General features: G+C 43.8%; 11 protein-coding genes. 5 read left to right on the top strand and 6 right to left on the bottom strand.

Translation table 11 applies throughout. From position 1 onward, the window contains the following. Positions 1-36: 36 nt before the first annotated feature. From IPM95_13620 to IPM95_13605, 4 genes are read left to right on the top strand one after another with little or no spacing between them, the layout of a single operon-like run. The gene (locus tag IPM95_13620; GenBank protein ID MBK9330307.1) at positions 37-2,055 is read left to right on the top strand and encodes a BatA domain-containing protein; all 2,019 of its coding nucleotides are present in this window, start codon (positions 37-39) and stop codon (positions 2,053-2,055) included. Next, complete coding sequence (locus IPM95_13615; GenBank protein ID MBK9330306.1) at positions 2,052-3,296, top strand: dihydroorotase; 1,245 nt, start codon at positions 2,052-2,054, stop codon at positions 3,294-3,296. The genes IPM95_13620 and IPM95_13615 overlap by 4 nt, the downstream gene beginning before the upstream one ends. Before the next feature lie 17 nt (positions 3,297-3,313). Next, the gene (locus tag IPM95_13610) at positions 3,314-3,742 is read left to right on the top strand and encodes a hypothetical protein (protein ID MBK9330305.1); all 429 of its coding nucleotides are present in this window, start codon (positions 3,314-3,316) and stop codon (positions 3,740-3,742) included. A 2-nt stretch (positions 3,743-3,744) separates the two neighbouring features. Next, on the top strand, positions 3,745-4,686 hold the full coding sequence (locus IPM95_13605; protein MBK9330304.1) for a glycosyltransferase: 942 nt from the start codon (positions 3,745-3,747) through the stop codon (positions 4,684-4,686). On the opposite strand, the gene IPM95_13600 is transcribed toward IPM95_13605, so the two are convergent. Genes IPM95_13600 through mutL form a run of 4 tightly spaced genes read right to left on the bottom strand, consistent with a single transcriptional unit; the run spans position 4,676 to position 9,434 of the window. Beyond that, on the bottom strand, positions 4,676-5,791 hold the full coding sequence (locus IPM95_13600; protein MBK9330303.1) for an endonuclease/exonuclease/phosphatase family protein: 1,116 nt from the start codon (positions 5,789-5,791) through the stop codon (positions 4,676-4,678). The two genes, IPM95_13605 and IPM95_13600, sit on opposite strands and share 11 nt — an antisense overlap. A gap of 45 nt (positions 5,792-5,836) precedes the next feature. Beyond that, positions 5,837-6,769 (bottom strand): rhomboid family intramembrane serine protease, encoded by a 933-nt coding sequence (locus IPM95_13595; protein ID MBK9330302.1) that lies wholly within the window; start codon positions 6,767-6,769, stop codon positions 5,837-5,839. A 30-nt stretch (positions 6,770-6,799) separates the two neighbouring features. Beyond that, positions 6,800-7,513 (bottom strand): rhomboid family intramembrane serine protease, encoded by a 714-nt coding sequence (locus IPM95_13590; protein ID MBK9330301.1) that lies wholly within the window; start codon positions 7,511-7,513, stop codon positions 6,800-6,802. A 31-nt stretch (positions 7,514-7,544) separates the two neighbouring features. Then, entirely contained in the window at positions 7,545-9,434 is a 1,890-nt protein-coding gene (gene mutL / locus IPM95_13585; GenBank protein ID MBK9330300.1) for a DNA mismatch repair endonuclease MutL, read from the bottom strand. Between the two features lie 180 nt (positions 9,435-9,614). Between mutL and IPM95_13580 the strand changes: the two genes are divergently transcribed. Beyond that, positions 9,615-12,530: a serine hydrolase gene (locus IPM95_13580; protein ID MBK9330299.1), complete on the top strand. Its 2,916-nt coding sequence runs from the start codon at positions 9,615-9,617 to the stop codon at positions 12,528-12,530. 2 nt (positions 12,531-12,532) lie between these two features. Here the strand turns inward: IPM95_13580 and IPM95_13575 are convergent, their stop codons facing one another. Together IPM95_13575 and IPM95_13570 are read right to left on the bottom strand one after the other, a co-directional pair. Further along, a complete protein-coding gene (locus IPM95_13575) occupies positions 12,533-16,039 on the bottom strand; it encodes a T9SS type A sorting domain-containing protein (protein MBK9330298.1) in 3,507 nt (1,168 codons plus the stop codon). 46 nt (positions 16,040-16,085) lie between these two features. Continuing rightward, a complete protein-coding gene (locus IPM95_13570) occupies positions 16,086-19,679 on the bottom strand; it encodes a T9SS type A sorting domain-containing protein (GenBank protein ID MBK9330297.1) in 3,594 nt (1,197 codons plus the stop codon). Positions 19,680-19,687 lie beyond the last annotated feature (8 nt).

Below are 19,687 nucleotides of genomic sequence, written 5' to 3'. Positions count from 1 at the left end.
ATATCACCACATATATTTTTCCATATCTTTATTCTTATGCTATTTGTATTTCCTTGGTTTCTGATCGCGCTGTTGTCTCTTGCTGTTCCGGTTATCATTCATCTTTTCTATTTCAGAAGATTCAAGAAAGTCTATTTCTCCGATATCCGGTTTCTGAAACAGGTGCAGGAGGAAAAATCGACCATCGAAAAACTCAAGAAGCGGCTGATACTCGCTTCCCGCTTGCTGGCGTTATTGTTTTTAATCCTGGCATTCGCGCAGCCGTTCATTAGCAGCCATAAGAATAAGCTGAATCAGGGAGATGCTGCCGTTTGTGTCTATATAGATAATTCCTATTCGATGGGACTGAAGACCGGCGGCGAGGCTGCCCTGGGTGTGGCGAAGGCGAAGGCTAAAGAAATTGTAAATGCCTTCAACTCCGGCGATAAATTCGCGCTGCTCACTAACGACCTCGAGGGTGCCCACCAGCGCTGGATGCAAAAACAGGATTTTCTCGATGCGGTGGACAAGGTTGAATTGAGCCCGAATACCAAAACCGTGGATGAAATCTCCCAAAAACAGGCCGCCTTATTTCAGTCGCTGGGGACCAAAAATAAATTGGGTTTCTTCATTTCCGACTTTCAGAAAAACATGCTGACCAAGGCGGAGGATACCACCTATACTGCGCACTTTCTCGATATACAGGGCAATCCCGAAAAGAATATTTATGTGGATTCCTGCTGGTTCGAGCAGCCGGTGTTTACGATGAACGCCAACAATAAGCTGATTGTCCGTTTAAAGAATTCCGGCAATACGCAGGCCGATAAGATGCGGGTTTCCGTCAAGATCAATGACGCCGTCAAGGCCATTGATGATGTCAGCATCCCTGCCGGCGGCGCTGTGGTGGATTCGTTCAACATTGCCGTAATACAGCCGGGCTGGCAGCGCGGCGAAATCTCCTTCAATGATTATCCGATTACATTTGATGATAAGTTCTTTTTTGCCTTCAACGTGGATGTGAATGAAAAAGTATTGTCGATAGAGGACACGGAAACACCGGATAATATTGCGGCTGTCTTTTCCAATGATGCACATTTCGTTTTTGACAAAACCAACAAGGGGCAGATTGATTACTCAGCGTTTAAAAATTATTCCCTGATTATCCTCAATCAACTTGGCGAAATCAGTTCGGGGCTGTCGGCGTCATTAAAAGAGTATCTGGAGAATGGCGGCAATATCTATGTCATTCCGGCGGTGAATGCGAATATAGTGTCGTATAACGCATTCTTGTCGGGCAGCAATACAGGCACCTACGGTGAAGTGCAGACAAGGCAAGGTGAAGTCACCCGGATAAATCTGAATGAAGATGTATTTAAAGGGGTTTTCAATCAGCTCCCGAAAAATGTGGAGACACCCAAAATAAAGAAATACTATCCTGTGGTGGCTGCCTCCGGTGCCAATCAGCGCGAACTGCTGTCAACGACGCTGAATACGCCGCTGGTATCTAAGTTTGACGCGGGCAAGGGTTTCATTTACCTGCAGGCGGTGCCTTTGCAGGCGGACTTTTCCGATCTGCAGGCCAAGGCCATATTTGCACCGATGGTGTATAACTGTGCCGTGTACAAAAAAAATAATCAGCCGGTTTACCATGTCATCGGCAGGGATAATTTACTGGAGCTGAAGAATGAGTATGCCAACGGCGAAAGTGTCTATAAGCTGTCCAACGGCAAAAATGAATTCATTCCGGAAAACCGTTCGGTGGGAAACACCGTATTGCTGAGGGTGAATACCACGCTGGCTTCCGACGGGCACTATGTCATCTCTGCCGGCAATAAAAATCTCGGTATCGCCGCCTTTAATTTTGACCGTACAGAATCCAATCTGGTGTTTGCTGCAGTATCGGATCTAAAAGCGATGTTCAGCCGGAAAAACCAGCTGGTGCTGGACAATACACGGGCGAATCTGTCTGCTTCCGTAAAACAAATAAAAGACGGCATCTTATTATGGAAACTTTGCGTAATTTTGTCCTTAGTATTCCTGCTTGTAGAAATTTTACTGATTAGATTCTGGAAATGAACCGATACCTGCTCAAAAATATCACCATCCTGGACCCTTCCTCTGAATATAATGGGAAAACGACAGATGTGCTGATAGAGCATGGTAAAATCAAAATTACTGCCGATTCGAAAGATGCAGAAGCAATCGACTTTTCCGGCTGTCATCTCGCTCCGGGATTCTGTGACCTGTATGTCCATATCGGCGATCCGGGCTTTGAATACCGCGAAGATATCGGGTCGGTGGCTGAAGCGGCACTGTCGGGCGGTTTTACCACCATTTGCGCCATGGCGGATAATCATCCGATCACCCAAACCAAAGCCCAGGTGGAATACATCCTGAATAAGGCGAAACATACTGCGATAACCATATTGCCGGTAGGTGCCGTTACTGAAAATTTCGACGGCAAGACGCCAACGGAAATGCTCGACATGCACCATGCCGGTGCGGTGGCATTTTCAGATATTCCACACAGCATTAAAGACAGCGGAGTCATGCTGCGGGCATTGCAGTATGTGCAGCCGTTTGGCGGTCTGGTGATGACATTGCCGTTTGATCAGACGCTGGTAGGTGACGGACAGGTGAATGAGAGTGAAATTTCCGTACGTATGGGCATGAAGGGTATAACGAACCTTTCTGAATATGCCGCCGTGCAGCGCGATATTGAACTGCTGAAATATACGGGTGGCAAGCTGCATTTTGCGGGCATCTCCACCAGGGAAAGTGTGGATAGCATCCGACAGGCGAAGAAAGACGGACTGAAAGTAACCTGTTCGGTATTCGTGCATCATCTGGTAAGCGATGAGAATGCCGTGAAAGGTTTTGATTCCGGCTATAAGGTATTTCCACCTTTGAGAACGGCGCACGACCAGGCCGCATTGGTAGAAGGGCTGAAAGACGGTACCATAGACTGTATTTCGACACAGCATACGCCGCTTAATATCGATGGGAAGAATGAGGAGTTTGAAGTGGCTTCTTTCGGGATGATTGGATTGGAAACCGCATTCGGGCTTTTGAACAAAAAACTGGAAGGTGTGATCACCAAAGAGAGGCTGGTGGATGTATTGTCCGTCCATCCTGCGGAAATCATACGGCCCGATAAGAAGAACGAGGATTTTGCAATACTGGATTTTAATACGGAGTGGACGTTTACGGAGAAAGATATACATTCCAAATCAAAGAATACGCCGTATATAAACCAACCCTTGAAAGGAAAGGTAAAGGCCGTTTATGCCAAAGGGAAATTCACTTTACTTTCCTGATGACCGGATAATGAGATATGAACGAACTACCCCAAAATAACACAAGAGGTGTATTGAGCGGCATCACCATTACGTTGTTTTCAGCATTGGTATCTGCCCTGTTCTTTGCTGCCTTTTTCACACTGGCTTATGTAAAGAAACTACCGTACGGACGTCCGCAGGCTATGATTCTGCAGATGACTTCCATTGTGGTAGTGGTGGGCATGACACAGTTTCTTTCGAGGAAAATACAGGGGAATAAACTTTCCCTTATGCAGGGATTTTTAGGCGGCTGGATGGCCAGTCTGGTATTGGCCATTTTTATCAGTACATTTTACACCATATTTTCTAAGATGACGGGAACCCAACTGATGCCCAAAGGAGCTTTTGCCATTGTGATGATGTTATACAGCGGGATAGGAATAATATTTTCACTACTTTTAGCCATTGTTTTAAAGAAAGAATAAACTTGAATATCAGTATCGTCATACCGTTGTTGAATGAAGATGAATCGCTGCCGGAATTATTTGCCTGGATAGAGAGGGTGATGGCCGAGCATCATTTCTCCTACGAAGTGATTGCAGTAGACGATGGCAGTAAGGACAATTCCTGGCAGGTGATAAAAACGGCATCTGAAAAGAATCCGGCTATCAGAGGAATACGCTTTCAGCGCAATTACGGCAAGTCGGCCGCCTTACAGGTGGGCTTTGAAGCGGCGCAGGGCGATGTGGTCATCACGATGGATGCGGACCTGCAGGATTCGCCGGATGAAATACCGGAGCTGTATAGGATGATTGCGGAGGATGGTTATCACCTCGTTTCCGGATGGAAGAAAAAACGCTACGATCCCATAACCAAAACGCTACCGACTAAATTATTCAATGCGGTTACCCGTTCCGTGTCCGGTATTCATAACCTCCACGATTTTAACTGCGGGCTGAAAGCCTACCAGAAGAAAGTGGTAAAGAGTATTGAAGTGTACGGCGAAATGCACCGCTATATTCCGGTCATCGCCAAATGGGCGGGATTTGACAGGATAACGGAAAAGCCCGTACTGCACCGCGAACGCAAATACGGAACCACCAAATTTGGCATCGAACGTTTTGTGAACGGGTTCCTGGATCTAATGAGCATTACTTTTGTAGGAAGGTATGGAAAACGTCCGATGCATATATTCGGAACATTGGGCGTATTGTCCTTCTTCTTTGGTATTCTAATTCTGATATACCTGACGATTACAAAAACCATTTTTGGTATTGTCGGTATGACGAACAGGCCTATCTTTTACTTGGGTATCTTAACGATAATCGTCGGTACGCAGTTATTTGTTGCCGGATTCCTGGGCGAGCTGGTGGCGCGCAACGGAGCCGACAGAAACCATTATCCCGTCAGCGATAAGGTTAATATGTAGACAGTTCTGCATACACCGGAAAATGATCTGAAATAGTATTGTTCACTTTCTCAAATTGGTGCACTTCGATGTACGGAGACGTAAGGATATAGTCGATTCTCAGAAACGGAATCTTTCCGTTATAGGTACGTCCAATCCCAAACCCGTAATCCAGGAAGGCGTCTTTCAGATTCTTCGAAATGGTGTTGGAGACATACGAATTAGGCAGGTCGTTGAAATCTCCGCACAGGATGACAGGCTTTGTTTGTGCATTTAAAAACGCTCTTAATTCGTCTGCCTGCTGTGCTCTTCTTTCAAACGCTCTCTTTAGTTTCAGGATAATACTTTTTGCCCCATGCTCATTGACATTTTGCGTCGAACGGAATTCTTCAATCGTCTCATAATCCCGGCTGCCAAAGTAGATGGACTGCAGATGGACATTCACAAACCGGATAACGGTATCGCCGATTTCAATATCGGCATACTGGCCTCTGAACGGCCTTTTCCCGTAGCCGGTTTTAAAGGATTGTTTGATGATTTCCCCATGATTTTTAATGGGAAATTTGGAAAACAAGGCGATGCCCCATTCATCGGTGTTGCGCAGCACGAGTTCTTTGGTAAAATAGTAGTGTGTATATCCCATCTGTATCAAATGCTGTATGGTGCTGAACTCTGCCGTGGTATCGTTATAGAATTCCTGGAAACAGATGACATCCGGATTCTTTTCATGGATGGTTTCAAATATCTTTTCTTTGGAATGGATGTTCTCACTCCAGTTGTACAAATCAAAATCACGCACGTTGTAGGACATTACTTTAATATTGTGTGCAGATTTGCTTTTTTTAGGTTTCCCGATGTTGGTTGCCGTCAGTCTTAGTATCTGAGGCATGCAGGCTGCAAGTGCCAGGCAGGAAATCACGGCAAAATATCTTTTTCTCAAGATCCAGATGATGATGAAAAGGATATTGACAAATAGCAAGAATGGCAGCAGCATGCCGACAAATGGAAAGAACCATATCTTTTCAGGACTGATATAAGAAGCTGAAAGGCTTATCAGCAGAAGCACCACAAAGACAACATTGGCAGTTCGGGAGGAGAAGGATAATAGCCATTTTAAAAACTTCATTCGATCGTTTGAAACTGAAATATAATCAAAAATTGATATGCAAACTCAGTCCTCCTGGCTGATTTTAAATAAAAAATCTTTTTCTTCCTTGGTCAGGCTATCGTAGGTGGAACGATTGATCTTATCCAAAATGGCATCTAATCGTTCCTGTTTACTGATGGTATCCAGATGCGTCTTGTTTTTTTGTGTATTCACTTTTTCTTTGTTGTGTTGTCCTGAAGTAAACGCATATTCTTTCTTATGTACGACTTTCAGTTTGGATTTCTTTTTAAATAAGTTGGGAAGAAAATCTGTTGCCATGTAAAATGATTTGGATAAATCATTTCCATTCTGCAGCTGTTTGATGAAAATGAATCCGAACAATGCGCCGCCTAAATGTGCGATATGCCCGCCGGCATTCCCGTTCTGGATATTTATAATGTCCAGCACCACATAAACCAATGCAATCCATTTTATTTTTACAGAGCCGAATAAGAACAGCATCAGTTCCATATTCGGTGCAATGGTCGCCGCGGCAAGTACGACAGCCATAACGGCTGCAGAAGCCCCGATACAGGTAGCGCTTCCCAGCACGGTATTAAAGACCGGAAAGATATTGTAAAACAGGATGTACAGCAAGCCGCCAAAGATGCCTCCGAAAAGATACAAAGGCAATAGTTTAGGTTTGTCGATCATATCCTGCAATATCTGGCCGAACCAATACAAGCCCAGCATATTCCATAAGATATGCCAGAAACTTTCATGCACAAACATATAGGTAAGGATACCCCACGGCTGATGTGCTAACTTCGGGAAGGACGCATAAAGCGATAGCCAATGGGTTAATTCAAAGGCACCCTGTTTTTGTGCAAAAAACAAAACCAGCTGGACAAGGTTGATCACCAGAAACACGGCGATATTGACAAGGATTAATTTGATTAAATCCGTGCCGTACCTGAACTGCCATTTTATATCGTCCCAAACGGAATTTCCGTACATAGGCTGTTGGTTAACTCCTGATTAAAATAATTAGTAAAAAGTTTCCTTACTGGTTTTATTCCAAAATAAAATTAATAAAAATCCAAAGACCGCGCCACCGATATGCGCATAATGCGCCACATTATCCAGTCCATATTGTGCAAAAGCGATATCATACGCTATGATGACCAATGGGATCATATATTTTGCCTTGATAGGCACCGGAATGAACAGGAACATCAGAGGCGTATTGGGGAATAAGTAGCCGAATGCTGCCAGCAGGCCATAAATGGCTCCGGAAGCACCCACCACACCGGAATAATAGATGGCGGACAGATTCTTGATGGCGTCTGCGCTTAAGGTTAAGTTGGCGATACTCTCATTGTTGAACATGATCGTACCGGTATAGTTATACGCCATGATCGCGTTGATGGCTAAATGAAAGAAAATGGCTCCAAAACCGGAAAATAAGTATAGGAACGCAAATCGCTTGCTGCCCAGTACGCGGTCATTTTCTAATAAGGCACCAAAGTTAAACAGGGCATACATGTTAAAGAAAATGTGCAGGAGCCCGCCATGCGTAAACATGTGCGTCACCAACTGCCAGGGCTTGAAATCCGGGTTGGACGGATAGTGCATGGCAAACAGTCCTGTCAGGTTCGGATATAACAAACAGGCGACAAACACCAGTACATTCAAGAGTATCAGGTTCTTCACAACAGGACTCATGTCCATTATTCCGCCAAATCGTCTGAATTGATTCATCTTCGTAGTATAAAATAGTTCACTTTAGGGATTAGGAATTAAATTTTCGTTCAATTTCATCAAAAGAATATTGTGTAAAAGTAGCTAATCCAACCGGATTGATGTTGGGCTGCTCGCAGGCAAACAATTCATCTATCAGTTGCTGCATGGACGCCTTGTCCAACAATTGGCCCGACTTAACGGCGGTCTGATAGGCTAATGTTTTTGCAATATTCTTTCTTTTGTCAAAGCTGTCCGTTTTACTGCTGTTTTTATAGTCTTCTAACAATCTTTCTATCAGTTGGTTTTCGTTCTCATCTTTCAGATCACCCGGCATGCCGTGTATCACAAAAGTAGTTCCGCCAAAAAATTCAATGTCAAATCCCAAAACTCTCAGTTCCGGCAATATTTCCTGCAACATTGCAGCATCGCTGCCGCTTAATTCCAGTGTCTTGGGAAATAAGGTCTGTTGGGAAGCTGCCGGCTGATTGGATAAGTTCTGCAGGTATTGCTCGTACAATACACGCTGATGTGCCTTGTGCTGGTCTATCAGGATAAATCCGCTGCGAATTTGGGTTAAAATATAGCGTTCGTGTAATTGTATCGGCTCGAAACGTTCATTTTTAAAGGGGTTATTGGAGATCTCATTCTCACTTTCCAACGCCTCCAGCTGATCCATCTTACTGCGTATCGTTACGGTTCTTTCTGCCGTTTCTTCGTCGATTTCATATAGTTTTTTCCAGCCATCAAAACCTCCCGTTCTTTCCCTCGGAAAATCCTTCTGATGTGTGGCGGGAATATCTTTATCAAACGGCGAATGATACGAGCCTCTGGTGTTCGTGTCCGAGTTTAATTTGGACTGCACTACTTTAAACGGTTGTTCGTTATACACTCGTTCATCCACCAGTTGATTGAAATTAGATTCGTGTTCGAAATCTATGGTCGGCATTACACTGTATTGGGAAAGTCCGTGTTTGGCAGCGGCGTTCAGCAGTAACCAGATGGATTTTTCATCTTCAAACTTTATTTCCTGTTTGGTAGGATGTACATTGATATCAATGGCACCCGGTTCAATGTCAATGAAAAGGCAATAGAAGGGAAAGTTTTTATCCGTTATCAAACCATCGTATGCCTTTGAAATGGCATGATTTAAGAAATTATTTTTGATGAACCGGTTGTTCACAAAGAAGAACTGCTCTCCCCGTGTTTTCTTACTGAGTTCCGGTTTCCCAATAAAGCCCCGAACACTTACATAATCTGTCAGTTCTTCTATCGGGACTAATTTTTCATTGTAACTTTTCCCAAAGATGCCCACTATCCGCTGACGAAGATTACCGGGATTGAGGTGATAGATTTCTATGCCGTTGTGGTGCAAGGTAAAGAAGATGTCCGGATTGGCCAATGCCACATGGATAAATTCATCCAGTATGTGCTTGGTTTCTATCGGATTCGATTTCAGGAAATTCCGGCGTGCCGGAACATTATAAAATAGATTTTTGACGGAAATTGAGGTGCCTGCATTGTGCGAACAAGGTTCCTGTAATACCACTTTTGAACCCTCGGCAATCAGTATCGTTCCAATTTCTTTGGTATGTAATTTTGTTTTGAGTTCTACCTGCGCCACAGCTGCGATGGATGCCATCGCTTCTCCCCGGAATCCAAAGGTATGCAGGGCGAACAAATCTTCAATTTTGGTGATTTTTGAAGTGGCGTGCCGTTCGAAGCACATACGGGCATCGGTTTCACTCATGCCACAGCCGTCATCCACCACCTGTATGAGTGCACGGCCGGCGTCTTTTACAATTAACTGAATGTTTTTAGCGCCTGAATCCACACTGTTTTCCAGCAATTCTTTCACCACAGATGCCGGGCGCTGAATCACTTCACCGGCGGCAATCTGGTTGGCAATGGCATCGGGCAATAATCGTATGATATCAGACATATAGTTCACACAATATTACAAAATTGTAAGCGTTACCACGTGTTAAATGCTGTTATTTGGGGCATTAAATTATCATCAAAACAGGTGTTTCCACCAAAGTGTAAAGTTTGCCGGCAGGAAAGAAATGAATTTTAGTATGTTTGGGCAACTTTAGGACTGATTATTGTAACGGTTTATAAGATGCAAGGATTGAAATGTAAAATACTGTTTACCGTTTACTGTTTACTGTTTATCGCCTGCTCTTATGCAGCCGATCCTCCTTATTTAAAAGATACATCGAATGCCTGGGTAGATTCCCTGCTGAAAAATATGACGCTGGATGAAAAAATCGGCCAGTTGTTTATGGTGGCCGCCTATTCCAATAAGGATGAAGCCAGTTATCAGTCAGTAGACAAGTACATTAAAGACTACAAGGTGGGTGGGCTGATATTTTTTCAGGGAACGCCCCAAAAACAGGCAGAGCTGACCAATCGTTACCAGGCGGAAAGCAAATCACCGCTTTGGATAGGGTTTGACGGGGAATGGGGTTTAGGCATGCGTCTGGATAATACCATTTCGTATCCTCGGCAGCTGACCCTTGGAGCCATTGATAATACGGAGCTGATTTATGATATGGGTAAAGAAATTGCCCGTCAGATGAAACGCATCGGTATCCATATCAATTTCGCGCCGGATATTGACGTCAACAGCAATCCGAATAATCCGGTGATCAATGACCGTGCATTCGGAGATAACAAGTTCGGCGTCGTGCGCAGAGGAATTGCCTACATGCAGGGATTACAGGATAATACTATCCTCGCAAGCGGTAAGCATTTTCCGGGACACGGAGATACCGACGTGGATTCTCATAAAGATTTACCCGTAGTCAAACATTCGATGGAACGATTGGAAGCTGTCGAATTATATCCCTTTACACAATTTATCCGTTATGGTGTCGGCAGCATCATGGTATCGCACCTGAATGTGCTGGCGCTTGATGCGGCACCTAATTTCCCTGCAACGTTATCCCCGCAGATTGTTCAGCAAAAATTAATCGATTCGATGGGATTCAAAGGGTTGATTTTTACAGATGCCATGAACATGAAGGGCATTACCAAATATTACCCTTCCGGTACCGCAGAGGTGATGGCCATTCTGGCAGGTAATGATATGATGCTGTTTCCAGATAATATCGATAAAACCATGGAAAAAATTCATTGTACAATATTACAGGATTCCATTATTCCGGAAGAACTGATTAACCGGCGGGTGCGCAAAATATTGGCAGCTAAATACTGGTTGGGACTGAACCGATATGAACCGATAAAGCTCGAGGGTATTAACGAGGATATCAACAGCGAGCAGTCTAAATTCCTGAAGTATAGACTGATGGAGAACGCCATAACAGTAGCCCGGGACAGCGGATATATACTTCCGATATTAAACCTGCAAAAGCGCATAGCACATGTAGGCGTTGGCAGCGGTAAAGAGACGGTTTTCTCCAATACGCTCGATAAATACACACAGGTAGATCATTTTTATATTCCCAAAAGTGAAAGTGCTGCAACATTCAAGGACGTATTGGATACTTTGAAAGGTTACCATCTCGTCATAGCGGATATACAGGATATGAGCCGTTTTGCTTCCAAGAATTTTGGATTAACGGATAACGCTGTTGCATTCTTAAAGCAGCTCAACAGGCAAACCCAGACCATACTGACTGTATTTGGTTCGCCGTACAGTTTAAAATATTTTCAGGATTTCAATACCGTGATTGTCGGGTATAACGAAGAAGAGGAAGCGGAGTCGATAACGGCACAAATCATTTTCGGAGCGCGAGGAGCGGAAGGGATTTTGCCGGTGACCGTCGGGAAGTTTCAATACGGTGACGGCGAATGTACGCAGTCTGATATGCGTCTGAAATACGGCAGCCCGCTCGAAGTGAATATGAACGGCAAAACGCTGCAAAAGGCGGATGCCATCATTTACAAAGCCATTGATGACAAAATATTTCCGGGCGCACAGCTGCTGGTCGCTAAAGACGGCAATGTTGTCTACGAGAAAGCATACGGGTTTCATACGTACGACAATACCATAGCCACCAAAACCACCGATTTGTTTGATATCGCATCGGTGACCAAAGTAACGGCGACCTTGCCCATGATAATGAAAATGCAGGAGCAGGGGAAGCTGGATGTCAATAGAAGACTGGGAGATTACCATTCCTACCCGGAAGGCTGCAATAAAAAAGATATCATCATAAAGGAAATGTTGTGTCACCAGGCGGGTTTGCCGGCGTGGATTCCGTTTTACAAGAATTCATTGGATGCAGCAGGAAATCCCGACAGTTTATGGTATTCCAAGACACAGGATTTGTTGTTTTCCGTCAGAATTTCAGACAGTCTCTTTCTGAAAAAATCGTTTCAGGATTCCGTCTGGAGCATGATTTATAATTGCGCATTATCCGGAAAGGAATACAAATACAGTGACCTGGGCTATTATTTATTGAAACAAATCATTGAGAAAATATATAATGATTCGTTGCAGAACCTGACAAAGAGATATCTGTATGCACCGTTAGGTATGTATCATACACAATACAATCCGAAATGGAATGGATATGATGTCAATAAAATCATGCCGACAGAAATCGAGAAAAATTTCAGGCAGTCGCTGTTGCTTGGAACGGTCCATGACCAGGGCGCCGCTTTGCTGGGCGGTGTTGCCGGGCATGCAGGTGTATTTTCGAATGCAAACGATCTGGCAAAATACTTTCAGCTGTTGCTGAACAGAGGAGTGTATGGCGGATACCGGTATTATCAGCCGTATACGGTAAAGAGTTTTACGTCCAAACAGTTTCCGAACAATCGCCGTGCAATAGGCTTTGATAAACCAACTCCTCCCGGACAGGATGGCCCCACCTGTGACGCCGCGTCACCGGAATCATTCGGGCATACCGGTTTTACAGGCACTATCGCCTGGGCGGACCCGGTGAATAATTTGATTTTCATATTTCTCTGCAATCGGGTATATCCAAGTGCGGAAGTCAACAATTTGGCCAAACAGAACATCCGGCCAAAAATACAACAGGTACTCTATGATGCGATACTAAAATAAATTTAGTACTGAATCACAATCTTTTTATTGAATACCTGATTGCCTTTTTTCATCACCAGCAAATAGAAACCAGGTGAAATATCTCCTACATCCAACTGAGCCGTTCGTTGTCCGGATGTTAATTTTACTTCCCGTATAATTTGTCCGTTCGTTCCTAAAAGCGTCAGTGAGCAGTCTTTAGAATTGTCTGACAGATTCTCGATGATGAGTATGTCTTTGGCCGGGTTGGGAAATACTTTCATGCCATCTAATTCCAACAGTTCAGCCGTGTTGTTGTTACGGATGTCCGTGTAGAATCCGTCAAAACTTAGCTTATCCACAAATAGGGCTGAACCGGCTGCATTTCTGTTGTTCTTCCTGGTGTTGTTCAATGAGATGGCGGCACTATCCGGATAAAGGTCATTATTGTAGAATATGGGAAGTGTGAACGGTATAAACCCCGGAGTGGCATCCGAGCTGATAAATGAGCCGCCACCGATACTCTGTCCGTTCTTTTTCATGTCGATGTTTATCTCCAACGTATCACCGGCTGCCGGGATGTATTTATAATATCCGTTTAGAGAAACATGACGTCCTCTTACCGGGAATCCCCCGCTTTTGTCATTAATAAATGTATTGGTAGACAGGTTGCCTCCTGCTTTCAAGGTATTAAAAGTTATAGTGTTAATCTCTGCAGCATAGTCCTGCGGTGCATTAAAATATGCTTTGGAAACCATGTGTTTGGTGGAGGGATTATCATCCAATCCAATGTATTTTATATAAAACCATCCTCTTGGATTTTCAATGACTTGGGGAAACCATGCTTCAAAATTACTGTTTGCAAATGTCAGGTTGCCCGGATTTAGTATAATATCGTCAATAATCAGGTAGTTGTTGGTAAATCGGCTATAGCCGGAAAACAAATTAGTACTGGCAAAGCCCGAGATGATACTGTCTGCAGTCAATGAGGAGGTGTTATCCAATTTGTGCGAAAATCTTTTAAATATTCCGCCGGAGTTTCCCGTAATCGGAATCATATTATTGCTGATTATTTGCCCGTCCTTCTTCAGGAAAATCAGCATAAAGGCAGAATCTCCGGCTTCGACATAATAATTCAGATAGGCCACTACCGAGTCAGGGCGTCCGACTAGCGGATAGCCTCCTAAGAAACCCAGGTAATCATCCGGAAAACCATTTAATGCAAAGGTCTGGCCGCTGAGCTTGAGTGCGTAATTTCCGGAATGTCCCTGCACACGGCTGAATGAGTCCAGGCCGACATTCCAGTATCGGAGAATATTGACGGTATCCGTTTCCCAATCCTGAAAATCCCAGTTGGGTATTTCCGGGTATCCTGTATAGAATTGGTAGGTATCACCAAAAATAGCTGCATTGCTGTTTGTTCCTTTGAGCCTGAAATAATAAAGACGGTTATTCTCTAATCCATTAACGGTTGCACTGACATAATGCAGCAACGTGTCGTTGATCAGGTTAGGGTTTGCATCCATTGGTACCGGATGAAAAAAGTTTGCCGTAGTGTCGTATTGAAAGCTGAGATTCAGCGGAGCGCTTAATTTATTTGTCACCCCATTTAATGTTGCAGAAGAACTGGTGATTCCCGTTGCAGCGAGTGTTTTGAAAAGGGTGTAATTGATATCTGAATTGAAAGAAATGATCTCCCCGTAATAGGTTCCGGTTGTTGTTTCCGCAATTAATCGGTAATAATATTGGGTTGCCGGTGAAAGATTGGTGATGACTGTGCTGCAGGTGTGGTATAAGGTATCATTTACGGTATATGGCGTGGCGGCAACAACAGTACCTAGAGCAGGAGAGGTGCCGTATTCAAATTTTAAATTCACCGGAAGTAAGAATTTATCAATAGCGCCATTCAGTGTGGCGGATTGGTTTTGGACATATGTAGGGTATAGTGTCTGAACGGTTTTATAGACAACACCGGTAAAAAATGTTACTGTTTCTCCAAATAACAACTCTGTCCTTGCATTTACTTTTAACCGGTAGTAGTAGGTTTTATTAGGCTGCAGGTTTGAGAGTACAGCTGTGATACTGTGTAACAGGGAATCATTCAAGTTGGACGGAACTGCGCTGACCTCACTGCCCAGTAAGGGTGTTGTACCATATTCAAAGCTAAGCGTAACGGGACTTGTAAATTTATTGATTGAACCTGATAATGTGGCGCCCGTTGAGGAAACACTGGTTGGTGATAATGTCTGGTAAGAATACCTCGGCGGATGGGAGAAAAAATTTAAGGTGTCTCCATATACTGTGTCGGACAGTGTCCATGACTTGATGGTAAAATAATGGGTTGTGTCCCGAATCAAATCAAAAGTGATGTATTGGACGGGTAAATAGGAATTGCTGAGAACAGGTTCCGGATAGGATTCTGTATAAGACGCAAATGAGGAATCAGTAGAATACAGGAATGAAAAAAGGCCGGGATAGCCATGTGTATTAATTACAGCCTTAAGCGTGGCCGTTGTGTCTGATGTAACAATGGCTCCGGAGGTGGCAGCGGATGGGGCTTGTATATAGGTGTAAATATGCATAGCGCCAAACTGACCTCCGATAGCTCCAAAGGTTTCATTGGTGAATGCCACCGAATTGAATGTTTGTGACAGATTGGAATGGTTGACCGTGTCAGCTTTCCATGTCATACCGGCGTTTCTGGTTTTAAGAAAAGTAGATTGGTCTCCTGCGATGTAGCCGACAGAATCATTCAGGAAGAATACATCATTCAGGATGCCGCCTGCGGTGTCTTTGATAACAGACCATGACAGGCCTCCGTCAGAACTTCTTAATATGGTGGCATTGATGATATCGCCGCCGCACAGAATGGCTTTGGTGGAACTGATACATTTTACCGCATTAAAATTTCGCCTGACAGGAGCTGTGATTTGGGTCCATGAGTTTCCACCGTCAGTTGTCCGTAAGATGATGCCGCTGTCTCCAACGGCCAGTCCGTTCAGCGCATCTGCAAAACTGATAGATCTCAGCCAATATCCTTTCCGATCCAGTTTTACCGTCCAGGTGGCTCCGCCGTCAATGCTCTTCAGAATGGTTTGAAGGGTATCTGCATCTGTACCGGGTTTCGTTCCGCCCGCAATGAAAAGTGTAGCCGGAGACGTATAGATGATTTTATTAAACTGGCGGTTAATGGGTGCCGGCATCTTTGTCCACGAAACGCAGCCGTTGACAGTTTTAAAGATGGAACCGCTGAAACCAGCCGCATATCCCGTCATACTGTCTTTCAATGCGGTGGATTTAATCCAGGGAGCGATGGCATTATAGCTGAAGTCCCAGAAAAGCCCACCGTTATTGGATAAAAATATATCTGCCAGAGAGTCATTGAATTCGTTGCCTCCGGAAATTTCTATGCGCGTCGTATCGATGATCTTTATATCATTGACATGTCTGCCGCGTGGAACAAATGAGGAATACCATTTTTGCTGTGCTTGTATGAAATTCGAAGTTGATAGGAATAAAAGGAGGAGGAATTTTGTATAATTTTTTTTCATTTGCAATCAGATGTAACAGGTTATCAAAAACGCAATAAGGAAGCATCTATTTCAATACAATAAACTTTTTGGTGTATATTTTCTCTTCATTTTCTAATAGTAAAAAATAGCTTCCAACGGCCAGTTCGCCAACTCTTATCTGAATGTATTTTTGGTTTCTTTCTAACCTGATCTCTTTCAGTACCTGACCCTGGATATTCACAATGGAAATGGTGTAGGCGGATTTGATATTATCACATTCCGCTACAATATAATCACGTGACGGGTTGGGGTAAATCTTTATGCCGGCCTCTTCGAACAGTTCAGGGGGTGTAATCTTGCTCGTTATATCGGTCAGCACAAATCCGTCAAAACTTAGCTTGTCAACTATCAGTGTTGATCCGATGACGGGTGATTTGCTATTGCTGCTTCGAAGGATTATATCTGCAGAGTCCGGCACAGAACTGCTTGTGTAGGTAATCGGTACACGGAATGGGGTAAATTCGGGAACAGAATCCCAGTGGATTATCTGTCCGGATCCGACTAGTGAATCTCCTTTGTACATCCCGACCAGGATGGTCATGGAGTCTTTCCAGACAGGAATGTATTTATAATATCCATTTAGTGTGGTATGTTTCCCCTTAACCGGGAACCCGCCCCAGGAACCACCAATCAGTCCGTTCCGGAGAGATAATTCGCCGCCTACTGTTAAGTTTTGATACCAGGATATATTTCTAATGCTGGCTGCATAATCTTCCGGTTCTTCAAAAAATACCTTTGAAACCATATGGTTTTGAGACGGATCAAGGGTGTCTAAGCCAAAGTACCTTAGGTTAAACCATGAAACCGGACTTTCCACATAGGAAATAAACCAATCCTCAAAATTACTGTTTCTGAATGTGGCGTGTTCCGGCAGAAAAGCAATATCATCAACCGTTATCTCGTTGTTGGTACGGATGGTGTTTTTTTCAAAAAGGTATATCGTTGGCGTAGTTAATATAAAGACAGTGTCGGGTATCACGAATGAATCATAATTGATTTTTGTCACTATTCTCTGGAATGTTCCCGCTGAGTTTCCTGTTACAGGGCAAATTGTCGTCGAAATGGCAATACCTCCTTTCTTTAAGATGACCATCATGCCCGCTGAATCACCGGGTTCAACGTTATATCTTATATACGCTTCAATAGAGTCTGGTATGGTGTTCAGGAAAAGTGAGGTGCCGCCGAAAAACCCATCCCCGATAGAACCAATTACGGCAAAGGTCTGTTTGGATAATTTCAGCGCATAATTACCGGAATGGCCTTGAACGCGTTCAAAGTCTTCATCTATAAGGTTCCATATTTTAGGAACGGTGACGGTATCTCTTTTCCAATGCTGAAAATCCCAATTCGGAATTTCAGATGCACCGGTATACAACTGTCTGGTGTCACCATATGTGGTAATTCCGCCGCTGACGGCCTTCAGCCGGAAATAATATATCTGTTCCTGCTGTAATCCGGATAGATTGGCAGAAATCAGATAAGATCCGGTATCTGTAATGGTCGAAGGGCTGGCCGTTACGGAATTGCCTAATGCCGGTGTAAGTCCATATTCGAAACTTAAGATAACCGGACTAGACAAATGTCTTGCACTTGCATTTAACTGTGCGGAGGTATTGGTGATACGGGTTGCATCCTCTGTATTTAGATAAACATAAGAAAGCCCTGAACGGAAAACAAGTATTTCTCCGTAAAACGGAGATACGGATGTCAATCCCTTTAATCGGAAATAAAATAATTCATTGGGTGGAAGATTTGCCAGCGTGGCTGTAACGGCATGTGGTAAAGAATCGTTTACAGAGGTTGGATTTGCTGTTACTTCCTGACCTAAGAAGGTGGAGGGGCCATACTCAAAACTCAATGTAACCGGAAGCAAGAATTTGTCGATGAAACCGTTTATTGTTACCACTGAATCAATGATATTGGTAGCTGACAGGGTTTGTAATGTCTTAAAGACGGTTCCGGAGAAGAATGTTTGGACTTTTCCATAATAGGTGTTATTGTTGAAAGTACCCTTTAACCGGAAATAATAGACTGTGTTGGAATCCAGGTTGGTGATGTTTGCATATACAGGATGAGAGAATGTATCACTGACAGTTGCCGGAATGGCCGTTATTTCGTTTCCGAAATCCGGACTTGTTCCATATTCAAAGTTGACATTTACCGAAGACGGGAATTTATCTATTTGACCGAATAAAGTAGCAGCAGAAGAGGTGATGTTGGTGGCAGGCAAGGTCTGAAAGGTATATGCGGTCCTAACCGTCCGAAAACTCAGTGTGTCTCCATATGATGTACCGGCTAGTGTACGTGCTGACACATAATAGTAATAAGTCGTATCCGGCAGCAGGAAACTATCCGTGACGGCTAAATTTATAAGGGCAAGTGCATTATTCCTGATGTTATCCGGGAAATAGAATGCATTGTTAAAGGTGCTGAACGTAGAGTCGGGAGAGTAGCTGAAATTGTAGGCGGCAATTTCATGGTGTGTGTCAATACCTGCGCTGAACAATAGATTGAAAGTATCGGTATATCCGGCACCTAATGTATAAGCCGTTGCCAGCTCAGATACGGTATAAACATGTAAATATCCGTCATTGGCACCAATCATACCAAGATTATTATTGTAAAACTCCACACAGTTGAATGTTTGATTGGGAGATGCCCCGGGAACGATTATTTCAGACCAGTTTAATCCGCCATCAGTTGTTTTAAGCAATGTGGAACTGTCGCCCACTATATAGCCGATGGTACTGCCGGTGAATGTAATGTCTTTTAAGATTCCCCCGGCTTCATCATTCAGGACAGCCCAGCTGATGCCACCGTTAGTTGTCCGTAAGATAGTTCTCTTAGAATCCGGATAGTTGCTGCCGCCAACGATGTATCCGGTAGTTGCATTGATAAATCTGACCGCATTGAAATTTCTCATTACCGGCGCTGTAACGGTATTCCAGGTGTTGCCGCCATCCGTTGTTTTCAGGATGGTTCCGTTGTCTCCCACTGCTACTCCAATCAATGTGTCTGTGAAACTAATCCTGTTTAGCCAAAACCCTTTCCTGTCCAGTTTTATATCCCAGGTGTTGCCGCCATCCGTACTCTTTAAAATGGTTTGGACGGTATCTGCCAATGGGATACTGCCTCCGACAATGAAGAGTATTTGCGGCGTGATATAAATTATTTTATTAAGCTCCCTGTTTTGTATAGGTTTTGGAATGACGGTCCAAAATCGGGCGGAATTTTCTGTCTTTAGTATGGTAGCCGAATCACCAACGGCAAATCCTTTTATAGTATCCAGAAATGCCATCGATTTTATCCAGGGCTGCCCCGCTATGTTGTTTACATTTTCCCATTCCATCCCCTTATTACGGGATATCCATAACTCCTGCAGCGATGCGTTGAATTCGTTGCCTCCGCCAAACAAGATATCATCGGGACTTAGGAATTTAAGTGCATTAATATGTCTGCTTCGGGGAACGTTCGTCGAATACCATTGTTGGGCAGATGCCATTTGTGAAACAGCATTACAGATCAGTAGCAGGAAAACTAAAGATTTAATATGCTGTTTTAGATAAACTACATTATCGGAGCATGCTTTCTCGAAGGATAAATCTCTGAAAGGATTCATAAAGATTA

Source organism: Sphingobacteriales bacterium (assembly GCA_016719635.1).
GTDB lineage: Bacteria > Bacteroidota > Bacteroidia > Chitinophagales > JADIYW01 > JADJSS01.
The sequence above is the reverse complement of the archived record's forward strand: the minus strand, read 5'-3'. Positions and strand labels throughout refer to the sequence as shown.

What these genes read in the sequence shown, in the direction of transcription:
- IPM95_13620 (MBK9330307.1), top strand. Translation starts at nt 37, where the DNA reads ATGCTATTTGTATTTCCTTGGTTTCTGATCGCGCTGTTGTCTCTTGCT.
- IPM95_13600 (MBK9330303.1), bottom strand. Translation starts at nt 5,791, where the DNA reads ATGAAGTTTTTAAAATGGCTATTATCCTTCTCCTCCCGAACTGCCAAT.
- IPM95_13590 (MBK9330301.1), bottom strand. Translation starts at nt 7,513, where the DNA reads ATGAATCAATTCAGACGATTTGGCGGAATAATGGACATGAGTCCTGTT.
- IPM95_13575 (MBK9330298.1), bottom strand. Translation starts at nt 16,039, where the DNA reads ATGAAAAAAAATTATACAAAATTCCTCCTCCTTTTATTCCTATCAACT.
- IPM95_13570 (MBK9330297.1), bottom strand. Translation starts at nt 19,679, where the DNA reads ATGAATCCTTTCAGAGATTTATCCTTCGAGAAAGCATGCTCCGATAAT.
- IPM95_13580 (MBK9330299.1), top strand. Translation starts at nt 9,615, where the DNA reads ATGCAAGGATTGAAATGTAAAATACTGTTTACCGTTTACTGTTTACTG.
- IPM95_13610 (MBK9330305.1), top strand. Translation starts at nt 3,314, where the DNA reads ATGAACGAACTACCCCAAAATAACACAAGAGGTGTATTGAGCGGCATC.
- mutL (MBK9330300.1), bottom strand. Translation starts at nt 9,434, where the DNA reads ATGTCTGATATCATACGATTATTGCCCGATGCCATTGCCAACCAGATT.
- IPM95_13615 (MBK9330306.1), top strand. Translation starts at nt 2,052, where the DNA reads ATGAACCGATACCTGCTCAAAAATATCACCATCCTGGACCCTTCCTCT.
- IPM95_13595 (MBK9330302.1), bottom strand. Translation starts at nt 6,769, where the DNA reads ATGTACGGAAATTCCGTTTGGGACGATATAAAATGGCAGTTCAGGTAC.